This window comes from Streptomyces flaveolus (assembly GCF_044765825.1).
Taxonomy (GTDB): Bacteria; Actinomycetota; Actinomycetes; order Streptomycetales; family Streptomycetaceae; genus Streptomyces; species Streptomyces flaveolus.
Genome location: NZ_JBIWKU010000014.1, coordinates 108,932 through 133,607 on the forward strand (window position 1 = coordinate 108,932; position 24,676 = coordinate 133,607).

20 protein-coding genes are annotated in these 24,676 nt (G+C 73.5%); 7 read left to right on the forward strand and 13 right to left on the reverse strand.

The window, feature by feature from the left end; genetic code table 11:
- Positions 1–17 precede the first annotated feature (17 nt).
- Positions 18–2,135, forward strand: coding sequence for a glycogen debranching protein GlgX (gene glgX, locus ACIRG6_RS32945; RefSeq protein WP_239764084.1), 2,118 nt, complete (start codon positions 18–20; stop codon positions 2,133–2,135).
- On the opposite strand, the gene ACIRG6_RS32950 is transcribed toward glgX, so the two are convergent.
- The gene (locus ACIRG6_RS32950; protein ID WP_403325307.1) at positions 2,132–3,439 is read right to left on the reverse strand and encodes an MFS transporter; all 1,308 of its coding nucleotides are present in this window, start codon (positions 3,437–3,439) and stop codon (positions 2,132–2,134) included. The two genes, glgX and ACIRG6_RS32950, sit on opposite strands and share 4 nt — an antisense overlap.
- A gap of 81 nt (positions 3,440–3,520) precedes the next feature.
- Here ACIRG6_RS32950 and treY point away from each other — a divergent pair, with 81 nt between their 5' ends.
- Positions 3,521–5,920: a malto-oligosyltrehalose synthase gene (treY, locus tag ACIRG6_RS32955; protein WP_403325309.1), complete on the forward strand. Its 2,400-nt coding sequence runs from the start codon at positions 3,521–3,523 to the stop codon at positions 5,918–5,920.
- A gap of 341 nt (positions 5,921–6,261) precedes the next feature.
- On the opposite strand, the gene ACIRG6_RS32960 is transcribed toward treY, so the two are convergent.
- A complete protein-coding gene (locus ACIRG6_RS32960; RefSeq protein ID WP_403325311.1) occupies positions 6,262–7,209 on the reverse strand; it encodes a LysR family transcriptional regulator in 948 nt (315 codons plus the stop codon).
- Positions 7,210–7,339: 130 nt separating this feature from the next.
- Here ACIRG6_RS32960 and lpdA point away from each other — a divergent pair, with 130 nt between their 5' ends.
- Complete coding sequence (gene lpdA / locus ACIRG6_RS32965; RefSeq protein WP_403325313.1) at positions 7,340–8,743, forward strand: dihydrolipoyl dehydrogenase; 1,404 nt, start codon at positions 7,340–7,342, stop codon at positions 8,741–8,743.
- 33 nt (positions 8,744–8,776) lie between these two features.
- Here lpdA and ACIRG6_RS32970 read toward each other — a convergent pair whose 3' ends face one another.
- The 3 genes from ACIRG6_RS32970 to ACIRG6_RS32980 all read right to left on the reverse strand — a co-directional run bounded on the left by ACIRG6_RS32970 (position 8,777) and on the right by ACIRG6_RS32980 (position 11,270).
- Positions 8,777–9,205 carry an SSI family serine proteinase inhibitor gene (locus ACIRG6_RS32970; protein WP_403325315.1) on the reverse strand — a complete coding sequence of 143 codons (429 nt, stop codon included), beginning with the start codon at positions 9,203–9,205 and terminating at the stop codon, positions 8,777–8,779.
- A complete protein-coding gene (locus tag ACIRG6_RS32975) occupies positions 9,202–10,527 on the reverse strand; it encodes a M14 family zinc carboxypeptidase (protein ID WP_364682720.1) in 1,326 nt (441 codons plus the stop codon). Before ACIRG6_RS32975 ends, ACIRG6_RS32970 begins: the two co-directional genes overlap by 4 nt.
- 191 nt (positions 10,528–10,718) lie before the next feature.
- Positions 10,719–11,270, reverse strand: a complete 552-nt coding sequence (locus ACIRG6_RS32980) for a DUF1707 and FHA domain-containing protein (protein ID WP_239764072.1) — start codon at positions 11,268–11,270, stop codon at positions 10,719–10,721.
- 174 nt (positions 11,271–11,444) lie between these two features.
- Here ACIRG6_RS32980 and treZ point away from each other — a divergent pair, with 174 nt between their 5' ends.
- On the forward strand, positions 11,445–13,190 hold the full coding sequence (gene treZ, locus ACIRG6_RS32985; RefSeq protein WP_403325318.1) for a malto-oligosyltrehalose trehalohydrolase: 1,746 nt from the start codon (positions 11,445–11,447) through the stop codon (positions 13,188–13,190).
- 26 nt (positions 13,191–13,216) lie between these two features.
- Here treZ and ACIRG6_RS32990 read toward each other — a convergent pair whose 3' ends face one another.
- From ACIRG6_RS32990 to ACIRG6_RS33000, 3 genes are all read right to left on the reverse strand, one after another.
- The gene (locus tag ACIRG6_RS32990; RefSeq protein ID WP_403325320.1) at positions 13,217–14,158 is read right to left on the reverse strand and encodes an aminoglycoside phosphotransferase family protein; all 942 of its coding nucleotides are present in this window, start codon (positions 14,156–14,158) and stop codon (positions 13,217–13,219) included.
- Positions 14,159–14,205: 47 nt separating this feature from the next.
- Positions 14,206–15,336, reverse strand: coding sequence for an aminopeptidase P family protein (locus ACIRG6_RS32995; RefSeq protein WP_364682726.1), 1,131 nt, complete (start codon positions 15,334–15,336; stop codon positions 14,206–14,208).
- 163 nt (positions 15,337–15,499) lie between these two features.
- Positions 15,500–16,084 (reverse strand): PDZ domain-containing protein, encoded by a 585-nt coding sequence (locus tag ACIRG6_RS33000; RefSeq protein WP_364682728.1) that lies wholly within the window; start codon positions 16,082–16,084, stop codon positions 15,500–15,502.
- A gap of 153 nt (positions 16,085–16,237) precedes the next feature.
- Here ACIRG6_RS33000 and ACIRG6_RS33005 point away from each other — a divergent pair, with 153 nt between their 5' ends.
- Entirely contained in the window at positions 16,238–16,564 is a 327-nt protein-coding gene (locus ACIRG6_RS33005; protein ID WP_403325322.1) for a hypothetical protein, read from the forward strand.
- Positions 16,565–16,582: 18 nt separating this feature from the next.
- Here ACIRG6_RS33005 and cyc2 read toward each other — a convergent pair whose 3' ends face one another.
- From cyc2 to ACIRG6_RS33025, 4 genes are all read right to left on the reverse strand, one after another.
- Positions 16,583–18,799 (reverse strand): germacradienol/geosmin synthase Cyc2, encoded by a 2,217-nt coding sequence (cyc2, locus tag ACIRG6_RS33010; RefSeq protein WP_403325324.1) that lies wholly within the window; start codon positions 18,797–18,799, stop codon positions 16,583–16,585.
- Positions 18,800–18,943: 144 nt separating this feature from the next.
- On the reverse strand, positions 18,944–20,140 hold the full coding sequence (locus ACIRG6_RS33015; RefSeq protein ID WP_403325326.1) for a damage-control phosphatase ARMT1 family protein: 1,197 nt from the start codon (positions 20,138–20,140) through the stop codon (positions 18,944–18,946).
- 379 nt (positions 20,141–20,519) lie between these two features.
- Complete coding sequence (locus tag ACIRG6_RS33020) at positions 20,520–21,167, reverse strand: ScbR family autoregulator-binding transcription factor (protein ID WP_318214903.1); 648 nt, start codon at positions 21,165–21,167, stop codon at positions 20,520–20,522.
- 187 nt (positions 21,168–21,354) lie between these two features.
- The gene (locus ACIRG6_RS33025) at positions 21,355–22,008 is read right to left on the reverse strand and encodes a Tat pathway signal sequence domain protein (RefSeq protein WP_364819953.1); all 654 of its coding nucleotides are present in this window, start codon (positions 22,006–22,008) and stop codon (positions 21,355–21,357) included.
- A gap of 458 nt (positions 22,009–22,466) precedes the next feature.
- Between ACIRG6_RS33025 and ACIRG6_RS33030 the strand changes: the two genes are divergently transcribed.
- Together ACIRG6_RS33030 and ACIRG6_RS33035 are read left to right on the forward strand one after the other, a co-directional pair.
- Positions 22,467–23,162, forward strand: coding sequence for a DUF6230 family protein (locus ACIRG6_RS33030; protein ID WP_350715756.1), 696 nt, complete (start codon positions 22,467–22,469; stop codon positions 23,160–23,162).
- The gene (locus ACIRG6_RS33035; RefSeq protein ID WP_356298121.1) at positions 23,162–23,620 is read left to right on the forward strand and encodes a DUF6114 domain-containing protein; all 459 of its coding nucleotides are present in this window, start codon (positions 23,162–23,164) and stop codon (positions 23,618–23,620) included. The genes ACIRG6_RS33030 and ACIRG6_RS33035 overlap by 1 nt, the downstream gene beginning before the upstream one ends.
- A 60-nt stretch (positions 23,621–23,680) precedes the next feature.
- Here ACIRG6_RS33035 and ACIRG6_RS33040 read toward each other — a convergent pair whose 3' ends face one another.
- Entirely contained in the window at positions 23,681–24,640 is a 960-nt protein-coding gene (locus tag ACIRG6_RS33040) for an ABC transporter substrate-binding protein (RefSeq protein ID WP_350715761.1), read from the reverse strand.
- Positions 24,641–24,676: the final 36 nt, after the last annotated feature.

The window sequence follows — 24,676 nt, forward strand, 5'->3', positions numbered from 1 at the left end:
CTGAAAGAGTCGTGTCCATGCAGGTCTGGCCTGGAGAGGCATATCCACTCGGTGCCACGTACGACGGCGCCGGGACCAACTTCGCGGTCTTCACGGAGGCCGCGGACCGAGTAGAGCTGTGTCTGCTGCACGACGACGGCTCGGAGACGGCGGTGGAACTGCGGGAGAGCGACGCGTTCGTCCGGCACGCGTACGTGCCGGGCGTGATGCCGGGGCAGCGGTACGGCTACCGCGTCCACGGCCCCTACGCGCCGGAGCGCGGGCTGCGCTGCAACTCCGCGAAACTGCTCCTCGACCCGTACGCGCGTGCGATCAGCGGCTCGATCCAGTGGGGCGAGGAGGTGTACGGCTACCACTTCGACGACCCCGACCGGCGCAACGACCTCGACTCGGCGCCGCACACGATGTCGTCGGTCGTGGTCAACCCGTACTTCGACTGGGGCGACGACCGGCGCCCCCGGACGGAGTACCACCACACGGTGATCTACGAGGCCCACGTGAAGGGCCTCACCATGCGCCACCCCGGGCTCCCCGAGGAGCTGCGCGGCACCTACGCCGCCCTCGCGCACCCGGCGGTCATCGAGCACCTGACCGAGCTGGGGGTGACCGCGCTGGAGCTGATGCCGGTGCACCAGTTCGTGAACGACCACCGCCTGGTCGACATGGAGCTGAACAACTACTGGGGCTACAACACGATCGGCTTCTTCGCCCCGCACAACGCGTACGCCTCCTGGGGCGACCGCGGCCAGCAGGTGCTGGAGTTCAAGTCGGCGGTGAAGGCGCTGCACGAGGCGGGCATCGAGGTCATCCTCGACGTGGTCTACAACCACACCGCCGAGGGCAACCACCTGGGCCCGACGCTGTCCTTCAAGGGCATCGACAACCCGTCCTACTACCGGCTGACCGATGACCCCCGGTACTACATGGACACCACGGGCACCGGGAACTCGCTGCTCATGCGGTCCCCGCACGTCCTCCAGATGATCATGGATTCGCTGCGGTACTGGGTCACCGAGATGCACGTCGACGGGTTCCGCTTCGACCTCGCGGCGACCCTGGCGCGGCAGTTCCACGAGGTGGACCGGCTGTCGTCCTTCTTCGACCTGGTCCAGCAGGACCCCGTGGTCTCGCAGGTCAAGCTGATCGCCGAGCCGTGGGACGTGGGCGAGGGCGGCTACCAGGTGGGCAACTTCCCGCCGCTGTGGACCGAGTGGAACGGCAAGTACCGGGACACGGTGCGGGATCTGTGGCGCGGCGAGCAGCGCACCCTGGCGGAGTTCGCGTCCCGGCTGACCGGCTCGTCCGACCTCTACCAGGACGACGGGCGCCGCCCGCTGGCCTCCATCAACTTCGTCACCTGCCACGACGGCTTCACCCTGCACGACCTGGTCTCCTACAACGACAAGCACAACGAGGCCAACGGCGAGGACAACCGGGACGGCGAGAGCCACAACCGGTCCTGGAACTGCGGCGCCGAGGGCGACACCGACGACCCGGCGGTACGGGAGCTGCGGGCGCGGCAGATGCGGAACTTCATCGCCACGCTGCTGCTGTCCCAGGGCGTGCCGATGATCAGCCACGGCGACGAGTTCGCCCGCACCCAGCGGGGCAACAACAACGCCTACTGCCAGGACAACGAGCTGGCGTGGGTGTCCTGGCCCGAGGGCGAGGACGCCGACACCACACTGCTGGACTTCACGCGCGCGATGGTGTGGCTCCGCAAGGACCACCCGGTCTTCCGCAGGCGGCGCTTCTTCCACGGCCGGCCCGTGGAGGGCACCCACGACGATCTGTCGGACATCGCCTGGTTCACCCCGGAGGGCGCGGAGATGACCCAGCGGGACTGGAACTCGGCGCGGGCGTCGGCCCTGACGGTGTTCCTGAACGGCAACGCGATCTCCGAGCCGGGCGCGCGCGGGGAACGCATCGCCGACGACTCGTTCCTGCTGATGTTCAACGCCTCGCCGAAGTCCCTGGACTTCGTGGTGCCCGTGGACCACGGCCGGCAGTGGGAGGTGGTGGTCGACACCGCCCGCACCGAGGGGGTACCGGCCCGGACGGGGGCGAAGGTACAGGCCGGGGACCGGCTGACGCTGGTGGACCGGAGCCTGACGGTCCTGCAGCGGCCCGTCTAGGACGCCGTGTCGCCGGAACGGTCCGCCACGCGCGCGTGGCGGACCGCTCCGCTGTGCGCGGCGTACGACGCGGGGCGGGCGGCCAGGGCGATCGCGAAGGCCAGACCGGCGGTCGCGGTCGCCGCCGTGAAGGCCGCCGCGGGACCGTGGGACTCGGCGAGGCGGCCGGTGACGGCCACCGCCAGGGCCTGGCCGCCGACGATCGCGCTGGTCGCGTAGGCCATCGCCTCGGCGAGCCGGGCGCGCGGCACCGTCCGCTCGGTCAGCGCCAGGACGGTGATCAGGTGGGGTGCGTAGGCGATGCCGAGGACGGTGACGACCGCGTACAGGCCGGCCAGGGTGTCCGTCCACAGCAGCGGCAGCGACAGCACGCACGCCGTCGCGGTGGCCGCCCGCCGGCGGGTCCGCAGGCCGACACGGGCGGGTACGGCGGCCATGGCGAGCCCCGCGCCCGCGCTCATCACCCCCATGGCGGCGTACACCAGCCCGGCCTGGTCGCCCTGTCCGAGCCGCTCGGTGAACGCGGTGATCCCCGCCTGGCAGGCCCCGAACATCGCGCCCTGGAGGGCGAGGGAGGTGTAGAGGGCGTGCACGGAGCGGGGCATGCGGACCCGGGCGCGCGCCGGTGGGGCGTCGGGCGCGGGAAGCGCGGCGTTGCCCGTCGCCCGGGCCGTCGGGTGCAGCGCGAAGCCCGTGCCGCACACGACCACCAGCAGGGCGGCGGCGCCCAGGGCGTGGGCGGGGTGGGCCAGCACCGCCGCCAGGCCGACCAGGGCCGGGCCGAGCACGAAGGAGATCTCGTCGAGGGTGCTCTCGAAGGACAGGGCGGCGCCCACGGTCGGTTCGCAGGCCCCCGCGCGCCGGGCGAGGGCCACCAGCCGGACCCGGGCCAGCGGACCGATCAGCGGCACACTGGCGCCCGCCACCGCGCCCAGGGCGGCCAGCGCGGGCGTCGGCAGGCGGGCCAGCGCGCCGGCCACGAGCGCGGCGATCGCCAGGGCGTTGGCCAGGCTGAAGAGGAGGACGACCGTGCGCTGGCCGTGCCGGTCCGCGAGCCGGCCCACCAGCGGGCCGCACGCCACCTGCCCGACGGCGAGCGCACCGCCGGTCAGTCCGGCGGCGGCCAGGGAGCCGCTGGTGCGGGCGACGAGCAGCACGCTGCCGAACTGGATGGTGGCCGTCGGCAGCCGCCCCAGGAACGAGACCACGGGCAGCAGTGGGCCGGACAGCCCGACGACCTCCCGGTACGTCCGCAGCGTGCGGTGCCGTCGCTCCGTGTCCGCCGTACTCCGTGTGCTGCCCATCGCTCGAAGCTAGCCACGCGCGGGTGCGCCCGGGGATGGGCTGATGACACGAAAGGCGGCGAGGCGGGTACGTAGCTTTCCATGACACCTGAGCGACCCGACCCGGTGCCCACGTCCCTCCCGGCCCAGACCGCCCCCCAGGCTCCCCTCGCCACGTACCGGCTGCAGCTCCAGCCCGAGTTCCCCTTCGGGGCCGCCGCGGCGGCCGTGCCGTACCTGGCCTCGCTCGGTGTGACCCATCTGCACCTGTCCCCCGTCCTGGAGGCCGTCCCGGGCTCGCTGCACGGCTACGACGTGGTCGACCCCGAGCGGGTGCGCGAGGAGCTGGGCGGCGAGGAGGGACTGCGGGCCCTGGCACGCACCGCGCGGGAGCACGGTCTCGGGCTGGTGGTGGACATCGTGCCGAACCACATGGCGATGTCCCCCCGTCACAACCGCGCCCTGTGGGAGGTGCTGCGGGAGGGGCCGAAGTCGCCGTACGCGCGGTGGTTCGACATCGACTGGCAGGCGCAGGGCGGCCAGGTGCTGCTGCCCGTGCTGGGCGCGCCCGTCGGCGAGGTGCTGGACGACCTGCGGGCCGACGGCGACGTGCTGCGCTACCACGACCACGTCTTCCCCCTCCGGGAGGGCACCGGGGACCTGCCGCTGCCCCAGCTGCTGGACGCGCAGTGGTACCGGCCGGTGTGGTGGCGGCTGGCCCGCACGGAGCTGAACTACCGGCGCTTCTTCAGCATCTCCGAGCTGATCGGGGTGCGGGTGGAGGACCCGGAGGTGTTCGAGGCCACGCACGCCACGGTCCTGCGGCTGCTGCGCGAGGGCGTGATCGACGGGCTGCGCGTCGACCACCCCGACGGCCTCGCGGACCCCGACGGCTACCTGCGGCGGCTGCACGAGGCGAGCGGCGGCCGGTGGACGGTCGTGGAGAAGATCCTGGCGGACGGGGAGCGGCTGCCCGCGGCGTGGCCCGTCGCGGGCACGACCGGCTACGACGCCCTGCGGCACATCGACGGGCTGTTCACCGACCCGACGGGGTACGGGGAACTCCTCGGGCGGTACCGCGGGTTCGCCGCCCCGCAGCCGGACCGGGGCGGGGACTGGGCGGCCACGGTGCGGCGGGCGGCGTACAAGGTGCTCACGCACGAGTTGGCCACCGAGACGGACCGGCTGACCCGGGTGGCGCACCGGCTGTGCGTCGCCTCGCCGTACGCCGCGCTGCGCGACCGGGCGCCGTGGGCGCTGCGCACCGCGCTGCGGGAGCTGCTGGTACGGCTGGAGGTGTACCGGCCCTACGCATCGGTGGACGCGGCGTCGGTCGTCACCGAGGAGGCGGCGGCCGAGGCGCGGCGGGCGTTCGCGGTGCCGGAGGAGGCCGGTGCGGTGGACGTGGTGCGCGACCTGGTGCTGGGGCGGTTCGGTGACGGGCCGGACCACGTGGAGTTCCGGACGCGGTTCGCCCAGACGGCGTCGGCGCTGCGCGCCAAGTCGGTCGAGGACACGGCGTTCTACCGCTATGTGCCGCTGCTGTCGGCCACCGAGGTGGGCGGGAACCCGGGGAGTCCGGCGGTGTCTCCGGAGCTGTTCCACGCGTACTGCGCGCGTGTGCAGCGCGACTGGCCCACGACCGGCACGGTCGTGTCGACCCACGACACCAAGCGCAGCGCCGACGTGCGCGCCGCGCTGGCGGTGCTCACCGAGTGCCCGGAGCGCTGGGCGGACCTCCTCGCGGAGGTCGCCGGCGCCGGCGAGGGGGCGCCGGACGGGCAGCTTGGGTGGGCGGCCTGGCAGACGGTGTTCGGGCTGGGACCGGCGGACGGGGAGCGCGTGGGGCAGGCGCTGCTGAAGCATGTGCGCGAGGCGGGGATGTACACCAGCTGGACCGAGCAGGAGCCGGCGTACGAGGAGGCGGTCGCCCGGTTCGTGGCGAAGGGGCCGTGCGGCGCGCCCGGCGAGCGGGTGGCCGCCTTCCGGGCCGGGCTGGAGCCCCACATCCGGGCCAATGTCCTCGGCACGGCCCTGACCCACCTCACGATGCCGGGCGTGCCCGACCTCTACCAGGGCACCGAGGGCGAGTACCGGGCGCTGGTGGACCCCGACAACCGGCGGCCCGTCGGCTTCCCGCCCGCCGGCCCCGGGGACAAGGACGCGGTGACCCGGGCGGCGCTGGCGGTGCGGGCACGGCGGCCCGACGCGTTCGGCGACACGGCGACGTACGAGGCGCTGCCCGCCGACGGCCCCGCGGCGGCGCACTGCGTGGCGTTCGTGCGCTCCGGCCAGGTCCTGACGGCCGTGACCCGGCTGTCCCTGCGGCTGGCCGAGTCGGGCGGCTGGCACGGGACGACGCTCGCTCTGCCGCCGGGCCGCTGGGCCGACGCACTGTGCCCCGGCCGTGAGTTCGAGGGGCACGTACGCGTGGAGGAGCTGTTCGCGGACCTGCCGGTGGCCCTGCTGGAACGGACCGGGACGCCGACGGAGACGGGCTGACGGGGCGCGCCGCGACGGTGGCTCCCGGCACGGTGGGTACACGCCGCGACCCACGACGGCCGGGCGCGACGCGGCCCGACGGCGGCCGTGGGCCAGGGTCCGCGCCGGGCGGAGGCGAAGCCGGAGCACGGTGCCCTGCTCCCCACGCGCGTGCCGTGCGGCGGACACCCGTTCCGCGGACGCCGGGCGCGTAACGGCGCGCACAGCCGTACCCGACACGACCGTCCCGGAGGGCGGGTCGGGGTGGGACTCAGCCCGCCGGGGTCCCGGCCGGGCCACGTCGCGTGCATCAGGAGGACGAACGCCCCGACGCCGGACTGCCGCAGGACGTACGGCCGGACTCAAGCCGCCGCTCCGCCCACGGAGCCGCAGGCGTCCTGCGGCTGTGCCGGCGCCGCAGGGGCGCCCGGGGCGGGCCACGTCGTGCGGAGCAGGTCGACGAATGCCTCGGCGGCGCCGGTCGGGGGGACGCGGGCGAAGACCGTCAGCGGCCGCCGCCACGGCGGGTCGGGCGTCAGGACCACGCAGTCCTCGCCGACCGCCCCGCCCACGATGTGCGAGGGCGCGGTGCACACCCCGACGCCGGCGGCGGCCATCCGCACGGCCGTCGACGTGTGCTCGGTGAAGACGGCGGTGAGCGGCCGGAATCCCGCCCGTCCGCACACCAGGTCGAGGAAGCGCTCGCCCTCGACGACGGGTTCCATGGCGCACCGCACCCAGGGCCGGTCCGCGAGTTCCGGCAGCGTCACCGTCGTACGGCCCGCGAAACGGTCGTCGAAGGGCACCACCAGGACGATCTCCTCCTCGCCGACCGGGACGACCGTGCCGGGCCAGTCGCGGGGCGCCGGGCCGACGGCGAGGTCCGCGGTGCCGCGCTCGACCTCCTCCTCCAGCGCCTCGGTCGTCGCGTACTCGTGGAGGTGCAGCAGGACCCCGGGGTGCGCGGCGCGCCAGCGGGCGAAGACGTCGGGCAGGATGCCGACGGCGACCGAGTGCACGGCCGCGACGTGCAGTTCCCCGCCCTCGGCCCCGGCGGCCGCGCGGGCCGCGCGGCGGGCCTGGGCGGCGCTGCGGACGGCGAGTTCGGCGTGCGGCCGGAAGGCGCGGCCCATCGGCGTCAGGCGCACCCCGCGCGGCATGCGCTCCAGCAGGGGACCGCCGACCGACCTCTCCAGTGCCTTGATCTGGTGAGAGAGCGCGGACTGCGTGACATGCAGGGTCTCGGCCGCCCGGGTGAACGACGCCTCGTCGACGACGGCCATGAAGTACTCCATCTGGCGCAGACTCATTTCCCGCTCCCCCGTTCCGGACCCGGCCCCGCGAGCCGCGCCGGCCTGCCGCACGTCATGAACGTCCTGCATCGAACCCACAAGAACATTGCCTTGGACTCATGGCAAGGGCCGGGCGGAGGCTGAGGCCATGAACACACACGACGTGATCGTCATCGGCGGCGGCACCGGCGGTTACAGCACCGCGCTGCGTGCCGCGGCCCTGGGTCTCGACGTCGCCCTGGTCGAACGCGACAAGGTCGGCGGCACGTGCCTGCACCGCGGCTGCATCCCGAGCAAGGCGATGCTGCACGCCGCCGAACTGGTCGACGGCGTCGCCGAGGCGCGTGAGCGCTGGGGGGTGAAGGCGAGCCTGGACGGCGTCGACTGGCCGGCCCTGGTCGCCACCCGCGACGACATCGTGGCGCGCAACCACCGGGGCGTGGAGGCGCATCTGGCGCACGCGGGCGTGACGGTGCTGCGGGGCAGCGCGCGGCTCACGGGACCGCGTTCCGTACGCGTGGACGGCGGCCCCGGCCTCACCGCGCGCCGCGGCATCGTGCTGGCCACCGGTTCACGCCCGCGCACGCTCCCGGGGCTCGACCCGGACGGGCGGCGCGTGGTGACGAGCGACGACGCGCTCTTCGCGCCCGGGCTGCCGGCGTCCGTCCTGGTGCTGGGCGGGGGCGCGATCGGCGTCGAGTACGCCTCGTTCCACCGTTCGATGGGCGCGGAGGTCACCCTGGTGGAGGCCGCGGACCGGATCGTGCCGCTGGAGGACGCCGACGTGAGCCGTCATCTGACGCGGGGTCTGAAGAAGCGCGGCGTCGACGTGCGGGTGGGTGCGCGGCTGCTGGACGCGCAGGTGCTGGACGACGGCGCCCGCGCGCGCGTGCGCACGGCGCGCGGCGAGGCCCTCGTGGTGGAGGCCGAGCGGCTGCTGGTGGCCGTCGGCCGGGCACCGGTCACCGACGGGCTGGACCTGGGCGCGGCGGGTCTCGGCACCGACGAGCGCGGCTTCGTCGTACCGGCGGACTGGGACCGGCTGGAGACGGCCGTGCCCGGTGTCCACGTGGTGGGCGACCTGCTGCCGCCGCCGTCGCTCGGGCTGGCCCACGCGTCCTTCGCGGAGGGCCTGCTGGTGGCCGAGACGCTGGCGGGCGTGCCGTCCGCGCCCGTCGACTACGCGGCCGTGCCCCGGGTGACGTACTCGGCGCCGCAGACCGCCGCCGTGGGGCTGAGCGAGGCGGAGGCACGCGCGCGTGGGTACGAGCCGGCCGTCAACGTGATGCCGCTGACGGCCGTGGCCAAGGGAATGGTGCACGGGCAGGGCGGGATGGTGAAGGTCGTCGCCGAGGCCGGGGGCGGCCGGGTGCTCGGGGTGCACCTGGTGGGCCCGCACGTGTCGGAGATGATCGCCGAGAGCCAGCTGATCGTCGGCTGGGACGCCGAGCCCGCCGACGTGGCCCGGCACGTGCACGCCCACCCCACCCTGTCGGAGGCGGTCGGCGAGGCGTTCCTGACCCTGGCGGGCCGCGGGCTGCACCAGCAGTGACGGCGGGCCCGCCCGGTCACCGGCCCGCCCGGCTCACCCCTGCGCGTCGTCCAGGGCGAAGACCGCCCCCGTCCGCGCCGTCATGACACAGGTGTTGGGGAAGGTCCGCGTGTACTCCACGGCCCGTCCCCGCCACTGCCCCCGGGCCTGCGCGGTCACCGGTGCGTAGACCATCGGGCAGTACGTGTCCCGCAGCGGGATGCGGTCGAGGTCTCCGTCCGCCGCTTCCAGCTCCGCGCACGCCTCGGCCGCGCGGGCGTGGCCGCGGGGCGGATCGCACCGGAGCATGGCGCGGCGGGGCGTGCCGGTGGAGGCGTCGCCCCGGGTGACCGTGACCTCGAGCCAGTCGTTCCCGGGTTCCGGCTGTGCGGCCGCCGTCGCGGGGGCCGCACCGAATGCGAGGAGGGCGGCGGTCAGGAGAAGGCCCGTCCGGGCTGCCGCGGCCGTGATGATGTGGGTCATTCCTGGTGCATCGGCACGGCGGGCTCGGAGCCCCAGCCCGGCTCACCCGAACGGGATACCGCGCTCGTGTGCCGCCCGGCCAGTTCGAACGCGGCGATCACGACGCGGGTCTGGTACTCCACCTGGCGGGCGACCGGTATCCAGTGGGCCGCGCAGCCGTCGCGGTAGTCGGCGCACCACTCGTCGACGAGCCGGTCCAGCTCCGGCAGCACGCCTGCCGGATCGTTTCCGCCGCGGGTCACCAGCTGGTGCAGCAGGCCCGCCGTGCGCAGGGCGAGACGCCGGCCCGCGATGCGCAGGGCGACCAGGTGGGCGGTGCTCATCGGCGGCAGGGGACGGCCCGTTCCGTCGTCGGCGTCGGGGTCCCACGCGTCGGCGAGCCTGGGGCAGACCAGCAGGTAGTCGTCGACCGGCGCGAGCAGGCGGGCCGCGTCGGGGCTGCCCGCGGCGTACGGCCGGAGCCGGGCGAGGAGGCGGTGCAGCCGGCCTGTGTCGTGGCGCAGGATCCGGCTCACGGAGCGCAGCACCGCGTCCCGGTCGGCCGGGGGCGAGCCGTCCTCCACGGCTGCCACGCCCCACATGGGTGCCTCGACGACCGCGGTGACGGTGCCGTACCGCCGCGGGTGGCACCAGGTCGAGTCGACGGCCGCCTCGGTGATGGCCTGCGTCAGGTCGCCGTGGCGGGGCGACGGTATCCGGTAGAGGGCGGGACCGAGGCCGGGCCAGTACAGGGTGTCGTAGGCGCCGAGCTCGCGGGGGATGCCGAGGCGGGCCGCGGTGTGGGCCATGCGCTGGGCGAGGCCCGGCAGGTCGTGGGTCAGTTCGGCGAAGCCGCCGCCGACGTCGACGCCGTGCAGGGAGCAGTGCAGGAAGGGCCGCAGTTCGTCCTGGAGGGCGAGCAGGGTGCGGGTCTCCGGCAGCACGGCGCGGTCGGGGCCGTCGGGCAGCCACTCGGGCTGCTCCAGGAAGCCCGGCCGGAAGAAGTTCCGGGCGTAGCGGCCGAGGGTGTACGGGCCGGACAGCCAGCCCTCGTTGCGGCGCAGGCCGTCGGGGTCGGCGCACAGCAGCAGGTTCCAGGTGGCGTCGGCGCCCTCGGTGAGCCGCGGGTCGGCCAGGGCCCGCTCGGCCAGTCGCAGCACGGTGGCGCCGCCCACGGGCTCGTTGGCGTGCGGACCGGCGACGACGAGGGCCTGGCGGGTGCCGTGACCGACGGAGAGCAGCAGCAGCGGGGTGCCCGCGCGGGAGGTGCCGACGCGGCGCAGCCGTGCGCCCCGGGGGTGGCGGGCGACGAGTGCGGCGGCCCGGGCGCCCAGCTCGTCCACGGTCGGGTAGCGCAGGAGGGGCGGCAGGGCACACCTCCACGATGGGAGCCGTCGGTTCACCTGACGTGCGCGGTGTACGCACAGTCAGTCACGACTTCAGGGGTACGTCAACACCAGGAAAAGCAAAGGGATTCAGGCCACGCCGAGACACACGACGCGACGTGAAGCCCAGGCCAGAGCTGTGTCCGGGGTCAGTTCACAGCCAGACGGAACGCCATCTGGCCGAAGCCGATCTGGTCGCCCTCGCGGACCACGGCCGCGCCGATCACCCGTCGTCCGTTGACCGTGGTGCCGTTGGTCGAGCCGAGGTCGCGCAGCACCCACATGCCGCCCTGGCGGACGAGTTCGGCGTGCACGCGGGAGACCGTCTCGTGGGTCAGCCGCAGCCCGCTCGCCGGGTCCCGCCCTATGCGCAGCGGATGGCCGGTGCCGGGGTGCGGCAGCAGCAGCTTGGGCAGCCGCTCCGCCTGCCAGGCCCGGCGCAGCCGGACACCGAAGCCGGACACCGCCTCGACGGTGCCGAACACCAGGCGCGAGACCCTGCCCTCCGTGGGCAGGTCGGCGGTGAGCGCGGCCAGTTCGTGGGAGTGGTGGGCGGCCAGCGCCAGTTCCATGCGGCGCACGAAGGTGTCGTGCGACAGGCGGCCCAGGGCGACGCCGTCCCGGAGCACCTTCAGCGCCTTGTCGCGCTCCGCGTCGGACAACCGCGCGGGGTATGTGGGGAACTCGAAGGACGACGTCACGCAGGTGATTGTCGGTCAGCCGGGCCGGGGTGTCCAGAAAACCGGGAAACGGCCGCCGCGGACGCGCGGGTTCACGACACCCGTCGCGAACGGGGACGTTCACCAGCGGATTGATCGATTTTGCAGGACCATGGACGAGCTACGTCACGGTGAGCAGACGAAGGGGAACCGTCCGTGCAGTTCGAGGTGTGGGCACCGCAGGCCGGGCGCGTGACGCTGACGTGCGACGGCGTCACGCGCGCGATGGAGCGCGATCCGGAGCGGCAGGGGTGGTGGAGCGGTCGGGCCGAGGCCGGGGAAGGCTCGCGCTACGGCTTCGCGGTGGACGACGGGCCGGTGCTGCCGGACCCGCGCTCACGGCGGCAGCCGGACGGCCCGGACGGGCTGAGCGCGGTCGTCGACCACGGGCGTTATGCGTGGCGCGCCGAGTGGGCCGGCCGCCCGCTGCCCGGCGCGGTGCTGTACGAGCTGCACGTGGGCACGTACACGCGCGAGGGGACCCTCGACGCCGCCGCCGAGCGGTTGGAGCACCTGGCCGAACTGGGCGTCACCCATGTCGAGTTGATGCCGCTGTGTCCCTTCCCCGGCCGGCACGGCTGGGGATACGAGGGCGTGTCGCTGTGGGCGGTGCACGAACCGTACGGCGGGCCCGACGCGCTGAAGCGGTTCGTCGACCGGGCCCACGAACTCGGTCTGGGCGTCGTCCTGGACGTGGTGCACAACCACCTGGGTCCGTCCGGCAATTACCTGCCCGCCTTCGGCCCGTACCTCACGGACACCCACCACACGCCCTGGGGCGACGCGATCAACCTGGACGCGCCCGGATCCGACGAGGTGCGGGCGTATCTGGTGGACAGCGCGCTGGCGTGGCTGCGCGACTACCGGATCGACGGCCTGCGTCTGGACGCGGTGCACGCCCTGGTCGACACGCGCGCGTGCCACTTCCTGGAGCAGTTGTCGACGGCCGTGGACGACCTGGCCGCCGACCTGGAGCGGCCGCTGTTCCTGATCGCGGAGACCGACCTGAACGATCCGCGGATCATCACCCCGCGCGCGGAGGGCGGCCTGGGCGTGCACGCGCAGTGGAACGACGACTTCCACCACGCCCTGCACACCGCGCTGACCGGGGAGTCGCAGGGCTACTACGCCGACTTCGCGCGCGACCCGCTGGCGGCGCTCGCCAAGACGCTCACGCGGGGCTACTTCCACGACGGCACCTACTCCAGTTTCCGGGGCCGCGGTCACGGCCGGCCCCTGGACCGGCAGCGCACGGCGGCGCACCGGCTGACCGGCTACAGCCAGACCCACGACCAGGTCGGCAACCGCGCCCAGGGGGACCGGCTGTCGTCCCTGGTCTCCCCCGGTCTCGCGGCGTGCGCGGCCACGCTGACGCTGACGGCGCCGTTCACGCCGATGCTGTTCATGGGCGAGGAGTGGGCGGCGGGCACGCCGTGGCAGTTCTTCACCGACCACACCGACCCGGACCTCGCGGAGGCCGTACGGCGCGGCAGGCGGCGGGAGTTCGCCGCGCACGGCTGGAAGGAGGAGGAGGTGCCCGACCCGCAGGACCCGGCGACACGGGACCGCTCCTGCCTCGACTGGACCGAGCCGGAACGTGATCCGCACGCGCGCGTGCTGGCCTGGTACCGACGGCTGATCGCCCTGCGGCACGAGCAGCCGGACCTGACCGACCCCGATCTCGCCGACACCAGGGTGGCCCACGACCGCGAGGGGCGGTGGCTGGCCTTCCGGCGCGGCGACATCCGGGTGGCCGTCAACCTGGGCACCGAACCCGCGGCGATCCCGCTGGGCTCCCGTCCCGCGCGCGTGCTCGCGGCGTGGGAGCCGGTGCAGGGGCCGGGCGCGGACGGGGTGCTGCGCGTGCCGGGCGAGTCGAGCGTGGTGCTCGTGCAGGAGTGACGTGCCGGCGGCTCGCCCGGGGAGTTCTAGGCGGTACCGGCCGCGCCGTTCTCGCCGTCCTCGCGGAACTCCGTCACCCGTTCCAGCAGGATCGGCTCCCAGGCGCGGCGCAGCCGGGTCCGCAGCAGGGGCAGGGGCGTGTCCGACCGTCCGGCGAGGGCGTCGGTGAGGTGGACGACGGTGTCGCAGCGCGCCAGCCACAGGCCGCGCAGGCAGGGCCGGGCGCCGTAGCCGGCCAGGGTGGCGGCGCGCACGGCGGCGGGAGAGCCGACGGAGAGCGCGAGCCCGGCGATGTCCTCGGCCGGGTCGCCGAGGACCGCGTCCGTCCAGCCGAGGACCCCGCGCACCCGTCCGTCGGCGCCGACGACGAGGTGCTCGCCCGCCAGGCCGTGGTGGACGAGGACCGCGGCGCCGGGCTGGGCGCCGAGCTGGGCCGCCGCCGCCGCCGTCAGCCGCTCCGGCCGGGCCGGGTCGAACTCGTCGGCCCCGGCGAGTCGCCGGGCGGCGCGTTCGGCGGCCCGGCGCAGCGTCTCCAGGGGTCGCGGGGTGGCCCGCGGCACGCCGAGGGTCTCGGCCTGGCGGACCGGCACCTCGCGCAGCCCGGTGAGCAGCGCCGCCAGGTCGGCCTCGCCGACGGCGGACACGTCGTGCTGCTCGCCCGACCCGCCGGGCATCTTGGCGTCCAGCGTGTACGTCAGCCCCGGCGCCCACTCGCCGTGCGCCACGCTCGTCGGCACCGCGACGGGGAGGTACGGACGGACCAGGTCGCGCAGGCGCAGCTCGCGGCGCTGGCGCACGGCGGTCTCATGGTCGGGGGCGAGCCGCAGTACGTGGCGGGTGCCGACCCACCAGGTGGCGGGCTCGGCGCCCTCCGCGACGGGCCGGACCTCCGGTGCCGCGCCCTCGCTGAGCAGGGTACGGACGAGTCGGCGGACCGTGTCCGCGGTCGGTGTCGGTGCCTGGGTCATGGTCGCGCCGTCGTCTTCCAGGGGGTTTCGGGTCCGTACGTGGAGGCTCACTCCACTATGACCATCTCCCGGGTCGTGTCGTTGAGGCGCCGGCCGCCGTCCTCGGTGACCGTGACGATGTCCTCGATCCGCACTCCGAACCGGCCGGGCAGGTAGACGCCGGGCTCGACGGAGAAGCACATGCCGGGCACGAGGGGCTGCTCCTCGCCCTCGATCATGTAGGGCGGCTCGTGCGTGGTGACGCCGATGCCGTGCCCGGTGCGGTGGATGAAGTACTCCCCGTATCCGGCGTCGGCGATGACGGAGCGCGCGGCCCGGTCGACCTCCTGGCAGGCGACGCCGGGCCGCACCGCGCGGAAACCGGCTTCCTGGGCCTCGCGGACCAGGTCGTGCACCCGGCGCTCCTCCTCGGTGGGTTCGCCGACGTGGACCGTGCGGGAGGTGTCGGAGCCGTAGCCGTCCTTGAGGCCGCCGAAGTCGAGGACGATCATGTCGCCGTCCTCGATGACGCGGTCGCCGACCTCGTGGTGCGGGTTGGCGCCGTTCGGTCCGGAGGCGACGATCGTGAAGTCGACCTGGGAGTGGCCGAAGCGCCGCAGCAGGGCGGCGAGGTCCGCGGCGACGTCGGACTCCCGGCGCCCGCCGAAGGAGACCGTGCGGATCTCCTCGAAGGCCGCGTCCGCCGCCGCGCCGGCCGCCGCGAGCAGCTCCAGCTCTGCCGCGTCCTTGACGGCGCGCAGCATCGGCAGCGCCTCGGTGAGGGAGGCGTACGACGTGCCGGGCAGCGTCCGCTGGAGGGCGAGCAGGTGCATCGCCCAGGCGTTGTCGCTGATGCCGAACCGCCCCGAGCCGTCGAGGAGTGCGGCGGTGACGGCGTAGGGATCCTTGCCGTCGGTCCAGTCGCGCAGGGTCAGGGCGGGCGCGCCGACGGCCTTCTCGGCGTCGGGGGCCTCGAGCGTCGGCACGACGAGGACGGGGTCCTGGCCCGCGGCGAGGACGAGCAGGGTGAGGCGTTCGGTGGCCGCGGTGGGCGCGTAGCCGGTGAGCCACACGAGGTCCGGGCCAGGGGCCACCAGCAGCCCGGCCAGTCCGGCGTCGGCGGCCGTCCGCGCGGCGCGCTCCATGCGGGCCCGGTAGTCGTCGGCGGTGAAGGAAGCAGCGGGCGCAGTGCCGGTCATCCGGGCCTCCCGGGCGGACGAAGGGGTCTCGGGCAGCATCCTGCCCGGGGCGAGGTGGCGACGCGAGCCGGTCGTCCGACCGCTTCGGCGGGCATCGCCCCCACCGGCACCGATCCTAGTCGCCGCGCACTGATCGACCACTGCTTCGGCCGCTTGCGTGCGGTCACGTGACGACCCCTGGTACGGCCGTCAGCTGCTGCAAGCCGCCGCTCTCGTGGCGCACGGTCAGCTCGACCTCCTCGCCGGGCCGGGCGCGGGCGACGGCGTGTGCGAGGTCTCCGGCCGAGTCGACGCGGGTGGTGCCGAACGCCAGGAGTACGTCGCCCCTGACCAGACCCGCCGTGTACCCGGGGCCGGGCACGTGGACGCCCACGACCAGGGCGCCCGGCTTCTCGTCGTCCACGGCCTCCACGCCGATGGTCACGCCCGCCCGTGCCGGGGACGGCTCGGGGGTGGCCGCCGGATGAGCGGGGGCGGCCCGGCTGCCGGGCGGTGTTCCCGGTCCCGGCGCGCCCGCCTGGCGTTGCAGGTCGGCGAGTCTGCTCATGCCGATCACCGTGGCGCCCACCGTGCCGAGCCCGACCCCCGCCAGGACCAGGACCGTCGCGGCGAGCAGGCCGCACAGCAGGGTGGTGAGCCGCCGACGGCGCCCGCGCGCGGCGTGCGGGCGCCGTACCGGGCCGGGCGTGATGCCGGACCCGGGTTCCCGGCCGGGCATCGGCTTGGGTCGCAGCGCAGTCTGTTCCATGGATCGCCTCCGGCAGGGCTCTACCCGGCGCCCAGGCCCGTGACGAGCCACGAACGAGTGAGACTGACCGACAGCCGGCACCCTCCTTTTCTGTCGTGTCCATGTCCAGCGGGAATGATCACCACAGTGCGGGACCACACGGGGGAGAACATCATGCGTAACCGGCGAGCGCTCACCATCGGCGTTGCCCTCATCGCGTGGGGCGCCCTCGGCGCGTGCCAGAACGGAGACGGAGACGGTCGCGCCGCCGCCGACAGCAGCAGCCATGATGCGGGGAGCGGTGCGGGCGCGGGCTCCGAGGGAGGACAGCCGGCTGCCGGTGATCTGCCGCAGGCAGCCGACATGGCGTCCATCGAGTACTACCTCAACAAGTACGCGTTCCTGACCTGCGGCCCGGACTTCACCGTGCCGAGTGGCTACGGGACGAAGCCCGGGGCTGTCGAGGGTTGTGTCCTGACCGACCACGTGCCGTCCGGCTGACCGCTTCCCCCGGTCGGGTCAGCCGAGCACGGGAAGCGGGGCGCTCCGCGGGACGGGCACGGCCGGGGCCCGGTCCGGGAGGAAGCCGTGGGTGCGTCCGCCGAGGTACTCGGCCTTGTAGCGCGGGACGTTCCGGTGCCAGTTGAGGATGCCGGCCATCCAGTTCTGCAGGTCGGTCACATAGCCGCGCATGATGGCCCGCGCCTCGTCCGACAGCTGGAAGTCGTCGTAGACGACGGGCAGTTCATGCGCGACGACGTGTTCGAACTGGCGCATGCGCTGGTTCATCAGGTCCTGTACGACGGGGAGCGCGGTCGGATAGTCGATGCCGAAGAAGTTCTGCACGACGAGGACCGCGTTGTGGATCTCGCCCTCGTACTCGATCTCCTTCTGGTACGAGAAGACGTCGTTGAGGAGGCAGGCGTAGTCGATCGCCGCGTTCTCCAGGGAGCGGACGGGGCCGCTGCGGTACACCTCGGGCGGCACGGCCGGGCCGTGTCCGGCGCGGCACAGGCCCAGGGTGAGGTCGGAGCCGAAGGTGGCGCGGCGCATCTCCAGGTAGTCGACCGGGTCGGGGACGCGGTTCTGGATCTGGTTGGACAGTTCCCAGACCCAGGCCTCGGTCATCGTGTCGACGGCCGACTTGAGGGGGCGCCGCTCCTCCGGCGTCATGTGCGCCGTGGTGCGCACCCACAGGTCGATCAGGGCGCGTTCCATGGCGTTGGCGGGCGGCGGCACCGGCTCGCCGTCCAGCGGCATGCAGGCCGACAGGCGTGCCGTGGTCAGCCGGGCGGCGGCCAGGTCGCGGCGGCGGCCGTAGACGAGCGGGTAGTAGTCGTCGCCGTAGGTGCCGAAGGCCAGCCAGTCGGAGGCGAGGTCGAGTTGCTCCTGGGTGGCGTCCGGGTCGAGGCCCGCGGCGCACAGGGGGAGGTCGCAGCTCGCGAGCTTGTCCTCGTCCCAGACCCCCTCGCCGAGGATGCCGATCGCCTGCGACCACTCGAACAGGTGCCGCCGGGCGGCGTTCAGGTGGGGGCTGAGCTCCAGTTCGAACGGCATGCGGATGTCGGGGATCACCGACGGGCCGACCTTCTCGTACGGCACGTGCGTATAGGCGCGCATCCTCCCCCGCTGCCGGAAGGGCGCGGGAGGTGCCCCCTTGGCACCCGCCGTCGCGAGCAGCGCGCCCACGTCGGCGGCGGAGGTGCCGGGTCCGGTCAGGGTCTCCCACGGGTTGGCGGGCCGGGCGCCCTTGTTCATGTAGCGGCTGGAGCGCATGTGCCATTCGTGGCCGCCGGACTGCCAGTCCTGCAGGCCCTTCGCGTACGCCCCGACGGCCGCGACCTCGTGCGGGGTGAGCCCGTTCTCGAGGGCCACCGCGGGCACTTCGGTGAACGCGGTGTGCTCGAACTGATGGAGCCGGGAGGTGAGGACGTCGTTGACCATGTCGGCGGCCTGCTGGGTGGTGCAGCCGAAGAAGGTCTCCAGGACGAGTACGCCGTTGCTGAGTTCGCCCTCGTCCTCGACCTCCCGCTGGTAGGAGAACAGGTCGTTGCGCAGGTGCACGGCGTCGGAGAACGTCTCCATCAGCACCCTCAGCGGCCGGCTTCCGGCGACGGCGGCGGGCACTTCGGCGGTCGCGTACTCGACGAGTCCGGCCGACCAGGGGGCGCCGCCCACCTTGCGGCGCATCTCGATGTACTCGACGGGGTTGGCGATCCGCCCCTCGTTGATGTTGGACAGCTCCCAAAGGGACTCGTTGAGCAGGTGCTCGGTGGCGACGGCGAAGCGGCGGCGCCAGTCGGCCGACATGGCGGGCACCGTGCGCGTCCACAGGTCGGCGAGGCCGGCCTCGACCGGGTTCTGCGGCTCGGGCATCTCGGTGGCCGGGTCGAGCGGCATGAACTGGGGCAGCCGGTCCAGGTGGGCCTTGCCGCCGACGCGGTCCTGGCTGCGCTTGAACTTCTCCAGGAAGTGGTCGTCGAAGAAGAAGACCCACACGTACCAGTCGGTGATGAGGGAGAGCGCGGGTCCGTCGCAGTCCGGGTGGGTGTAGGCGCAGAGCAGGCCGTAGTCGTGTGCGTCGAGGTCGGACCGCTCCCAGACCCCGGAGCCCTCCAGCATGCCCATCTCGCGCGCCCATGCCGTCGAGTGGGCGCGGGCCTCGTCGAGATGCGGATTGAGCCGCGCGGGATGCGGCATGTAGAAGTGCGGGAGTTCGAAGGGCTGTTGCGTCATGGCCCGGCCCTACCCAGGGGTCTTCGGAGGCATCCACCGGCCAGGACATGATCACACCATCGCGTGAATCGGGACGGAAACGCGGGAACTTTCGCCGATGCCGCGTCCCGCGGCGCGTGCCGTCCGCCACCGGCCCCCGGTGGCTCAGCTCCTGACCTGGATCAGCGCGTGTGTCCCGCTCGTCCGCCAGCGCTGCCCCTCGCTCGCCACCAGAGCGGCCTCCGTGTCCGCGTCCAGGCCGGTGATCACGTCGGACTTCAGGGTGCGCAGTGCGGCGACCGGGCCGGGGAAGTACGCGGTGACGTCCGCGAAGGGTGTGGTGGGGGGCCACCATCGGTCGCCCACCAGGCGACGGTAGTTCAGGTCGCCCTTGAGGACGGTGACCGTGGCCGCGGCGAAGTCCGCGCGCAGGTCGTCGGGCATGTCCGCGTAGGGCAGCGGGGCGCCGGAGAAGGGGTGGGCGCGGACGGTGACGCGGCCGTCGGTCAGCGCGGACCACAGGGTGCGGCCGTACTCCCGGGCCGCCCCGCCCGCCGCGATCAGCCGGCGCAGCGCGTCGAGCACGTCGGCGGTCGTGGCGTCGGAGACGTAGTACGGGTACGGCTTGACGTGCAGGACCGCTCGGCCGATGCGGCCGTGCCCGAGGAGGTGGGAGACGAGGAGCAGGTCGGGGACGAGTTCGCGGCCGGCGTTGTCGGCGACGAGGCAGAGTGTCCCCGCCGTCCCGTCCCGTCCGCCGGGCGGCAGCAGGGACAGGAGCGCGTCGCCGTCGTCGGCGACCAGCGCCCGCGCGGCGCCTTCGGGACCGGCGCCGGCCGTGGAGAGGCGGAAGCTCAGGTCGGCGCGGTTGCCCCAGAGGGAGCCGTGCAGCAGTGCCCGGAGCTGTTCGTCGGCGGGCAGGGCGGCGAGGCCGTCGAGCGCGGTGAGTTCCTCGGCCGTCTCGGGGGCGTCGAGCTCGGCGAGCTTGGCGGGCCGGAAGGGGTCGATGCCCTGCCAGGCGCCGGGGGCGAAGTAGCCGACGGCGTCGAGGAGCCGGCGGTAGAAGTGGCTCTCGGCCCACAGCCAGGGCACGTCGAACCAGGAGCGGCCGACGTACTCGTCCAGTCCCCAGCCCGCCCAGCGGTCCCGGTCGTGGGCGTCGGCGGGCAGGGGCTCGATCACGCCCTCGGTGCAGTTCGCCAGCAGCGCGTCCAGGGCACGCTGCCGGGCGGGGTCGTAGGGGAACGCCTCCCGGACCTGCCGGATGATGGCGGGATGCCGGTCGGCCAGCACGCCGTGGGGGAAGGATCCGGGCTCGTCACCGAGGATGACGGGAGCGGTCTCGGAGGGGGTGTCGGGCATGCGCCTCACCGTAGCGCGCGGCCCGCACGTCCCCGCCGGGACACGGACCGGGCTCGCGCGGGTGTCGCGCCCCGGCCGCTCAACCCGCGCGGGACGCCACCGGGCCGCGCGCACGCCCACCGGTTGTGGCCCCGACGGGGTCTGCGGCCGTGTTCCGCCCGGCGGATTCGCGCCGCGCAACCGTCCGGCGACCCCACACCGCAAGGCAGACCGCGCCCCGCAGGCCCCACTCCCGGAAAGCTCGCCACGCGGCCCCAGGACCGCGCCGCCGTGAACCTCCCAGCGGGACCACGCCGGTCGAGCCGCTCCCGCGAGGCCGCACCACACAGGCCCCCCGGCGGGTCCGCGCCCCGCACGTCACCCGACGGGGTCACGTCGCTCAGGCCGCGCTCGCCTCGCGTTCCAGGCGGGCGGCGAGGCTGAGGTAGCGGGCGCGGCGGGTCACCGGCACCATGCCGCGGATCAGGACGTGCCACATCTCCGCCATCCGGCGGGGCTGCCGGGCGGCCGGTTCGAGGGTGAGTCCCACGACACGGGACCCCACGAAGGAGCAGACGATGGTGTGGGCGACCGATTCGACGTCGATCTCCGGATGGAGGTCGGCCTGTCCGACGGCGTCGAGGAGCCGGGAGGAGGCGATGTCCACCCATTCCGTGAAGGGGTGCGGCAGCGGCGGCCGTACCGGCGCTCCGGCGGTGGCGAGCCGCAGCCCGGCCCGCAGGACCGGCCCCTCGACGGACAGCCGGGCCATGACGAACGTCAGGCGCATCAGGGCCTCCAGGGCGGTGTAGCCCCGGCCGTCCAGCTCCGTCGCCAGGCGGCGCCAGGTTCTGGACTGGAGCTCCATGATGGCCTGGGCCAGGTCTTCCTTCGCCGCGAAGTGGAAGTACAGGGCACCTTTGGTGACGCCGGCGTGCTCGACGATCTCGGCCAGGCTGGTCGCCTCGTAACCGTGACGGTCGAACAGGTCGGCGGCGGCTTGGAGGATGGTCGCGCGGGTCTGTTCGGCGCGTAGCTGCCTCGCCATCGGTTGAACTCTCCTGGGCTGGAACTCGACGGGTCATGCCGTCTGCCTTAACCCCCAGTACACGATAACTCACGGTCCGGCGCCCGCCCTTCGCGCCCCGTGGAACGGGACGCGCCACCGCATGGCGGTGGGCCGGCCGGCGCGTCCCGCGCACCGGCCGGCCCACCGCTTCACGGCGTACGCCCGCTCAGTTGACGAAGACCGTGGCGCCCCCGTCGGTGACCGGGGCGTAGGTGGCGGTGAAGTACCCGTTGGCGAAGCAGAGTCCGGAACCGGACACCTTCGTGAAGTGCTGGTCGGTGAAGGCGATTCCGTTGTCCGCGTTGCGGGCCGTGCCGGACAGGCCGGGCGCCTCGTAGACGCAGTTGACGCTGCCGAGGAGGGTGCGCAGCGTGACCGTGGTCCGGACGGCGGAGCCGCTGGGCGGGGTGACGGCGACGGTTCCGCCGGAGGAGACGGTGGTGGTGTACGGCAGGTTGGCGACCTTGACCCCGGTGACGCCGAGGACGCCCGTGACGTTGCTGGTGCAGCTGCCGCTGTCGAACGTGTGGGCGGTGAGCGACTCGGTGGCCGTGCCGGGGGCGGTCGGGTTGTCGGTGACGGAGACGGTGAACTGCGAGGCCGTGCAGGAGACTCCGCTGCTGCCGGTGGCGCTGGAGTAGAACGTGGCGCTGGTGCCGCTCGCCAGGGAGGCGGTGAGCGTGTCGCCGACGGCGACGGGGGTACCGCCGGCGGCGCCCGTGGTCAGCACGGGTGTGTCGGCCGCGGCGGCGGGCAGTGCCGTGGGGAGCGTCAGCGCGGCGACGGCTGCGGTGAGGGTGAGCAGAGTACGAGTACGCATGCGGCTGCCTCTTCTCGGAAGTGGGGTTCGGTGAAGCAGGGGTGGGCCGGCCGCGGGGATGCGGCCGGGCCGATGCGACGAGATTCCGGGCTGCGCCCGGGAGGTGCGGTGAAGCCCTTTCGGGGCCGGGAACGCGGATGGTGCCGCGGGAACGGATCCGGCGCCACGGATCCGGGAAACTCTTCCGTTTGTAGAGCTGATACTTCGTCAGAGTCAAGCGTCAGTACGGAGATTGGTCCCTGTCCCCTGAGCGGCACACGATCCCCACTCTTTACGCACAACGTGCTTGACCCCTGCGTGTAACCACCGGTAACTTCCCGAATGGCTACTGGTGCGTAACGTGAAAGCCCTTGCAGCCGCCGGGAGTTGCCGGGAGGCGTGCGCACCAGCCGCTGTCCGCGCCAGGACAACGCGCCGCTGAAGCCCGATCCGCATTGACTATGCCTCTGGGAGCAGACATGGCCTCGTCCTCGGACGTCACCCCGTCCGCCGGCAACACCCCCGAACCCGACAGCAGACCGGACAGCGGTTCCGCGCCCCAGGGAGCGGACGGCACGAGACGCGGGCGGGTCAGGCTGCGCCGGGCCGCCGTGCTCGCGGTGCCGGCCGCACTGGTCACCGCGGGGCTGGCGATCCTCACCGCCCAGGGCGCCCTGGGTGTGCAGTTCGCGATCTCCGGCATGCCCTTCACCGTCACCGCTACGGAGCTCGACGGCACCGGATTCGCCCAGTTCGGCGGCCTCGACAACATGGCCGAGGACAGCCCCAACGCGGGCGACACCGGCGGCCAGGTACTGGTCGTCACCTCCGTGATCAAGGACGCGACGCTCACCAAGCTGTGCCAGAGCGTCGATCTGGGCGGCACCAACCTGCTCATCACCGCCGGCGGCGGGGACACCAAGGTGGCCGCCAGCGACCTGACCACCGACTCGACACTGCTGTCCGGCGACGCCGCCTTCAACAACATCGAGATCGGCAACGACGCCGGCACGCTGGACAAGGCCGGGCCGAAGGGCCGCGGTCCCAAGGGCGTCTTCAGCCAGCAGGCGGACACCGTGCACATCAAGAACCTGCGGCAGACCAACTACGCCACGACGGCGGGCGTGTTCAAGCTTCCCGGGCTGAAGATGCGCTTCAGCGACTCGGGCTGCTGATGCCCGGCGACCGGCGCAGGGGCTTCAGGACCGCCTTCCGCGACTGGCGGTCCGGCCGGCCGTTCTGGGGCGGGCTGCTGCTCGCCCTGGGCGGGGCGGAGGTCCTGTTCACCATGAAGGCGTCGCTGAAGGTCGTCCTGCACGTCGGCATGCAGGGCGTGGCCGGCTATCTCCTGCCGGTCGTCATGCTGCTGTGCGGACTGCTCACCCTCGTCACCCCGGCCCAGCGCCTCTTCTACTCGCTCATCGGCGTGCTGGCCTCCCTGGGCACGTGGCTCACGTCCAATCTGGGCGGCTTCCTCGTCGGCCTGCTCCTCGGCTGCGTCGGCAGCTGCCTCGTCTTCGGGTGGCTGCCGGACCAGGAGTCCCGCCGCGAACGGCGGCGGCGCAGGAAACAGGCCCGTGCCGCGCGGTCCTCCGCGCAGCCGCTGGAGCAGCGGGCCGGCGGACCCGCCTGAGAGCGACCGGGCCTCGACGCCGCGACCGGGCCGCGGCGTCGAGGCCGTCGGGCGAGACCGTCAGGCGAGGCCCGCGGACTTCAGCCACTCCTTGGCCACGTCCAGCGGGTCCTTCTTGTCCAGCTGGACCTGCGCGTCCAGGTCGAGGAGGGTCTTGGTGTCCAGCTTGGCGGAGACCGCGTTCAGCGCGGCGACGCCCTCCGGGGACAGCCCCTCCTTGTTGACCAGCGGGGTCACGTTGGCGAACCCGAAGAGGTTCTGCGGGTCCTTCAGGACGACGAACTTCTCCTTGACGATGGTCGGGTCCGTGGTGAAGACGTCCGCGGCCTGCACGGTGTTCTTCGCCAGCGCCGACTGGGTCAGCGGGCCGCCCGCGTCGAGCGCCTTGAAGGACTTGAACTTCAGGCCGTAGACGGACTCCAGGCCCTTGAGGCCCTGCTGCCTGGTCTGGAACTCGGGCGAGCCGCCGATCGTCAGCTCGGGTGCCGCCTCCTTGAGATCGGCGAGGGTGGACTCCGCGGTGAGGCCGTACTTCGCGGCGGTCCCGGCGTTGACGCTGACCGAGTCCTTGTCCTCGGCCGGCGACGACTCCAGCAGCGTCAGGCTCTTGTCGAGCTTGGCCTTCACCGCGGCGTTCACGGCGTCGGCGGACTTCTGCTCGGCCTTCGAGTCGAGGTAGGCCAGCAGCGAGCCGTTGTACTCGGGCAGCACCGTGACCGAGCCGTTCTTCATCAGGCCGTACGTCGTCTCGCGGCTGCCGATGTTGTGCTTGTAGGTGACCTTGAGGCCCTTGGCCCTGAGCGCCTCGCCGTAGATGTCGGCGAGCAGGGTGCTCTCGGCGAAGTTGTTGGAGCCGACGACGACGGTGCCGGCCTTCGCCTTCTCGCCGGCCAGGGGGTTGTCGGAGGTGTCGTCGGAGGAGGAACAGCCCGCGAGCAGCGCCGCCGCGGCGGTGAGCGCGACGGCCGCCGCGCCGGTGTGCCTCGTCCTGGACCTGCTGCTCTTCGCGGTAGAAGTCATCCACTGATCCAAACCAGCCGCTTGTCGGTCAGTCAA

Coding starts and splice junctions, on each gene's coding strand:
- ACIRG6_RS33015 (WP_403325326.1), bottom strand. CDS start 20,140: ATGCCCGACACCCCCTCCGAGACCGCTCCCGTCATCCTCGGTGACGAG.
- ACIRG6_RS32995 (WP_364682726.1), bottom strand. CDS start 15,336: ATGACCGGCACTGCGCCCGCTGCTTCCTTCACCGCCGACGACTACCGG.
- ACIRG6_RS33035 (WP_356298121.1), top strand. CDS start 23,162: ATGCCCGGCGACCGGCGCAGGGGCTTCAGGACCGCCTTCCGCGACTGG.
- ACIRG6_RS33025 (WP_364819953.1), bottom strand. CDS start 22,008: ATGCGTACTCGTACTCTGCTCACCCTCACCGCAGCCGTCGCCGCGCTG.
- ACIRG6_RS33030 (WP_350715756.1), top strand. CDS start 22,467: ATGGCCTCGTCCTCGGACGTCACCCCGTCCGCCGGCAACACCCCCGAA.
- ACIRG6_RS33040 (WP_350715761.1), bottom strand. CDS start 24,640: ATGACTTCTACCGCGAAGAGCAGCAGGTCCAGGACGAGGCACACCGGC.
- ACIRG6_RS32960 (WP_403325311.1), bottom strand. CDS start 7,209: ATGAGTCTGCGCCAGATGGAGTACTTCATGGCCGTCGTCGACGAGGCG.
- ACIRG6_RS32990 (WP_403325320.1), bottom strand. CDS start 14,158: ATGACCCAGGCACCGACACCGACCGCGGACACGGTCCGCCGACTCGTC.
- cyc2 (WP_403325324.1), bottom strand. CDS start 18,799: ATGACGCAACAGCCCTTCGAACTCCCGCACTTCTACATGCCGCATCCC.
- treY (WP_403325309.1), top strand. CDS start 3,521: ATGACACCTGAGCGACCCGACCCGGTGCCCACGTCCCTCCCGGCCCAG.
- ACIRG6_RS32970 (WP_403325315.1), bottom strand. CDS start 9,205: ATGACCCACATCATCACGGCCGCGGCAGCCCGGACGGGCCTTCTCCTG.
- ACIRG6_RS32950 (WP_403325307.1), bottom strand. CDS start 3,439: ATGGGCAGCACACGGAGTACGGCGGACACGGAGCGACGGCACCGCACG.
- glgX (WP_239764084.1), top strand. CDS start 18: ATGCAGGTCTGGCCTGGAGAGGCATATCCACTCGGTGCCACGTACGAC.
- ACIRG6_RS33000 (WP_364682728.1), bottom strand. CDS start 16,084: ATGGAACAGACTGCGCTGCGACCCAAGCCGATGCCCGGCCGGGAACCC.
- ACIRG6_RS33020 (WP_318214903.1), bottom strand. CDS start 21,167: ATGGCGAGGCAGCTACGCGCCGAACAGACCCGCGCGACCATCCTCCAA.
- lpdA (WP_403325313.1), top strand. CDS start 7,340: ATGAACACACACGACGTGATCGTCATCGGCGGCGGCACCGGCGGTTAC.
- ACIRG6_RS33005 (WP_403325322.1), top strand. CDS start 16,238: ATGCGTAACCGGCGAGCGCTCACCATCGGCGTTGCCCTCATCGCGTGG.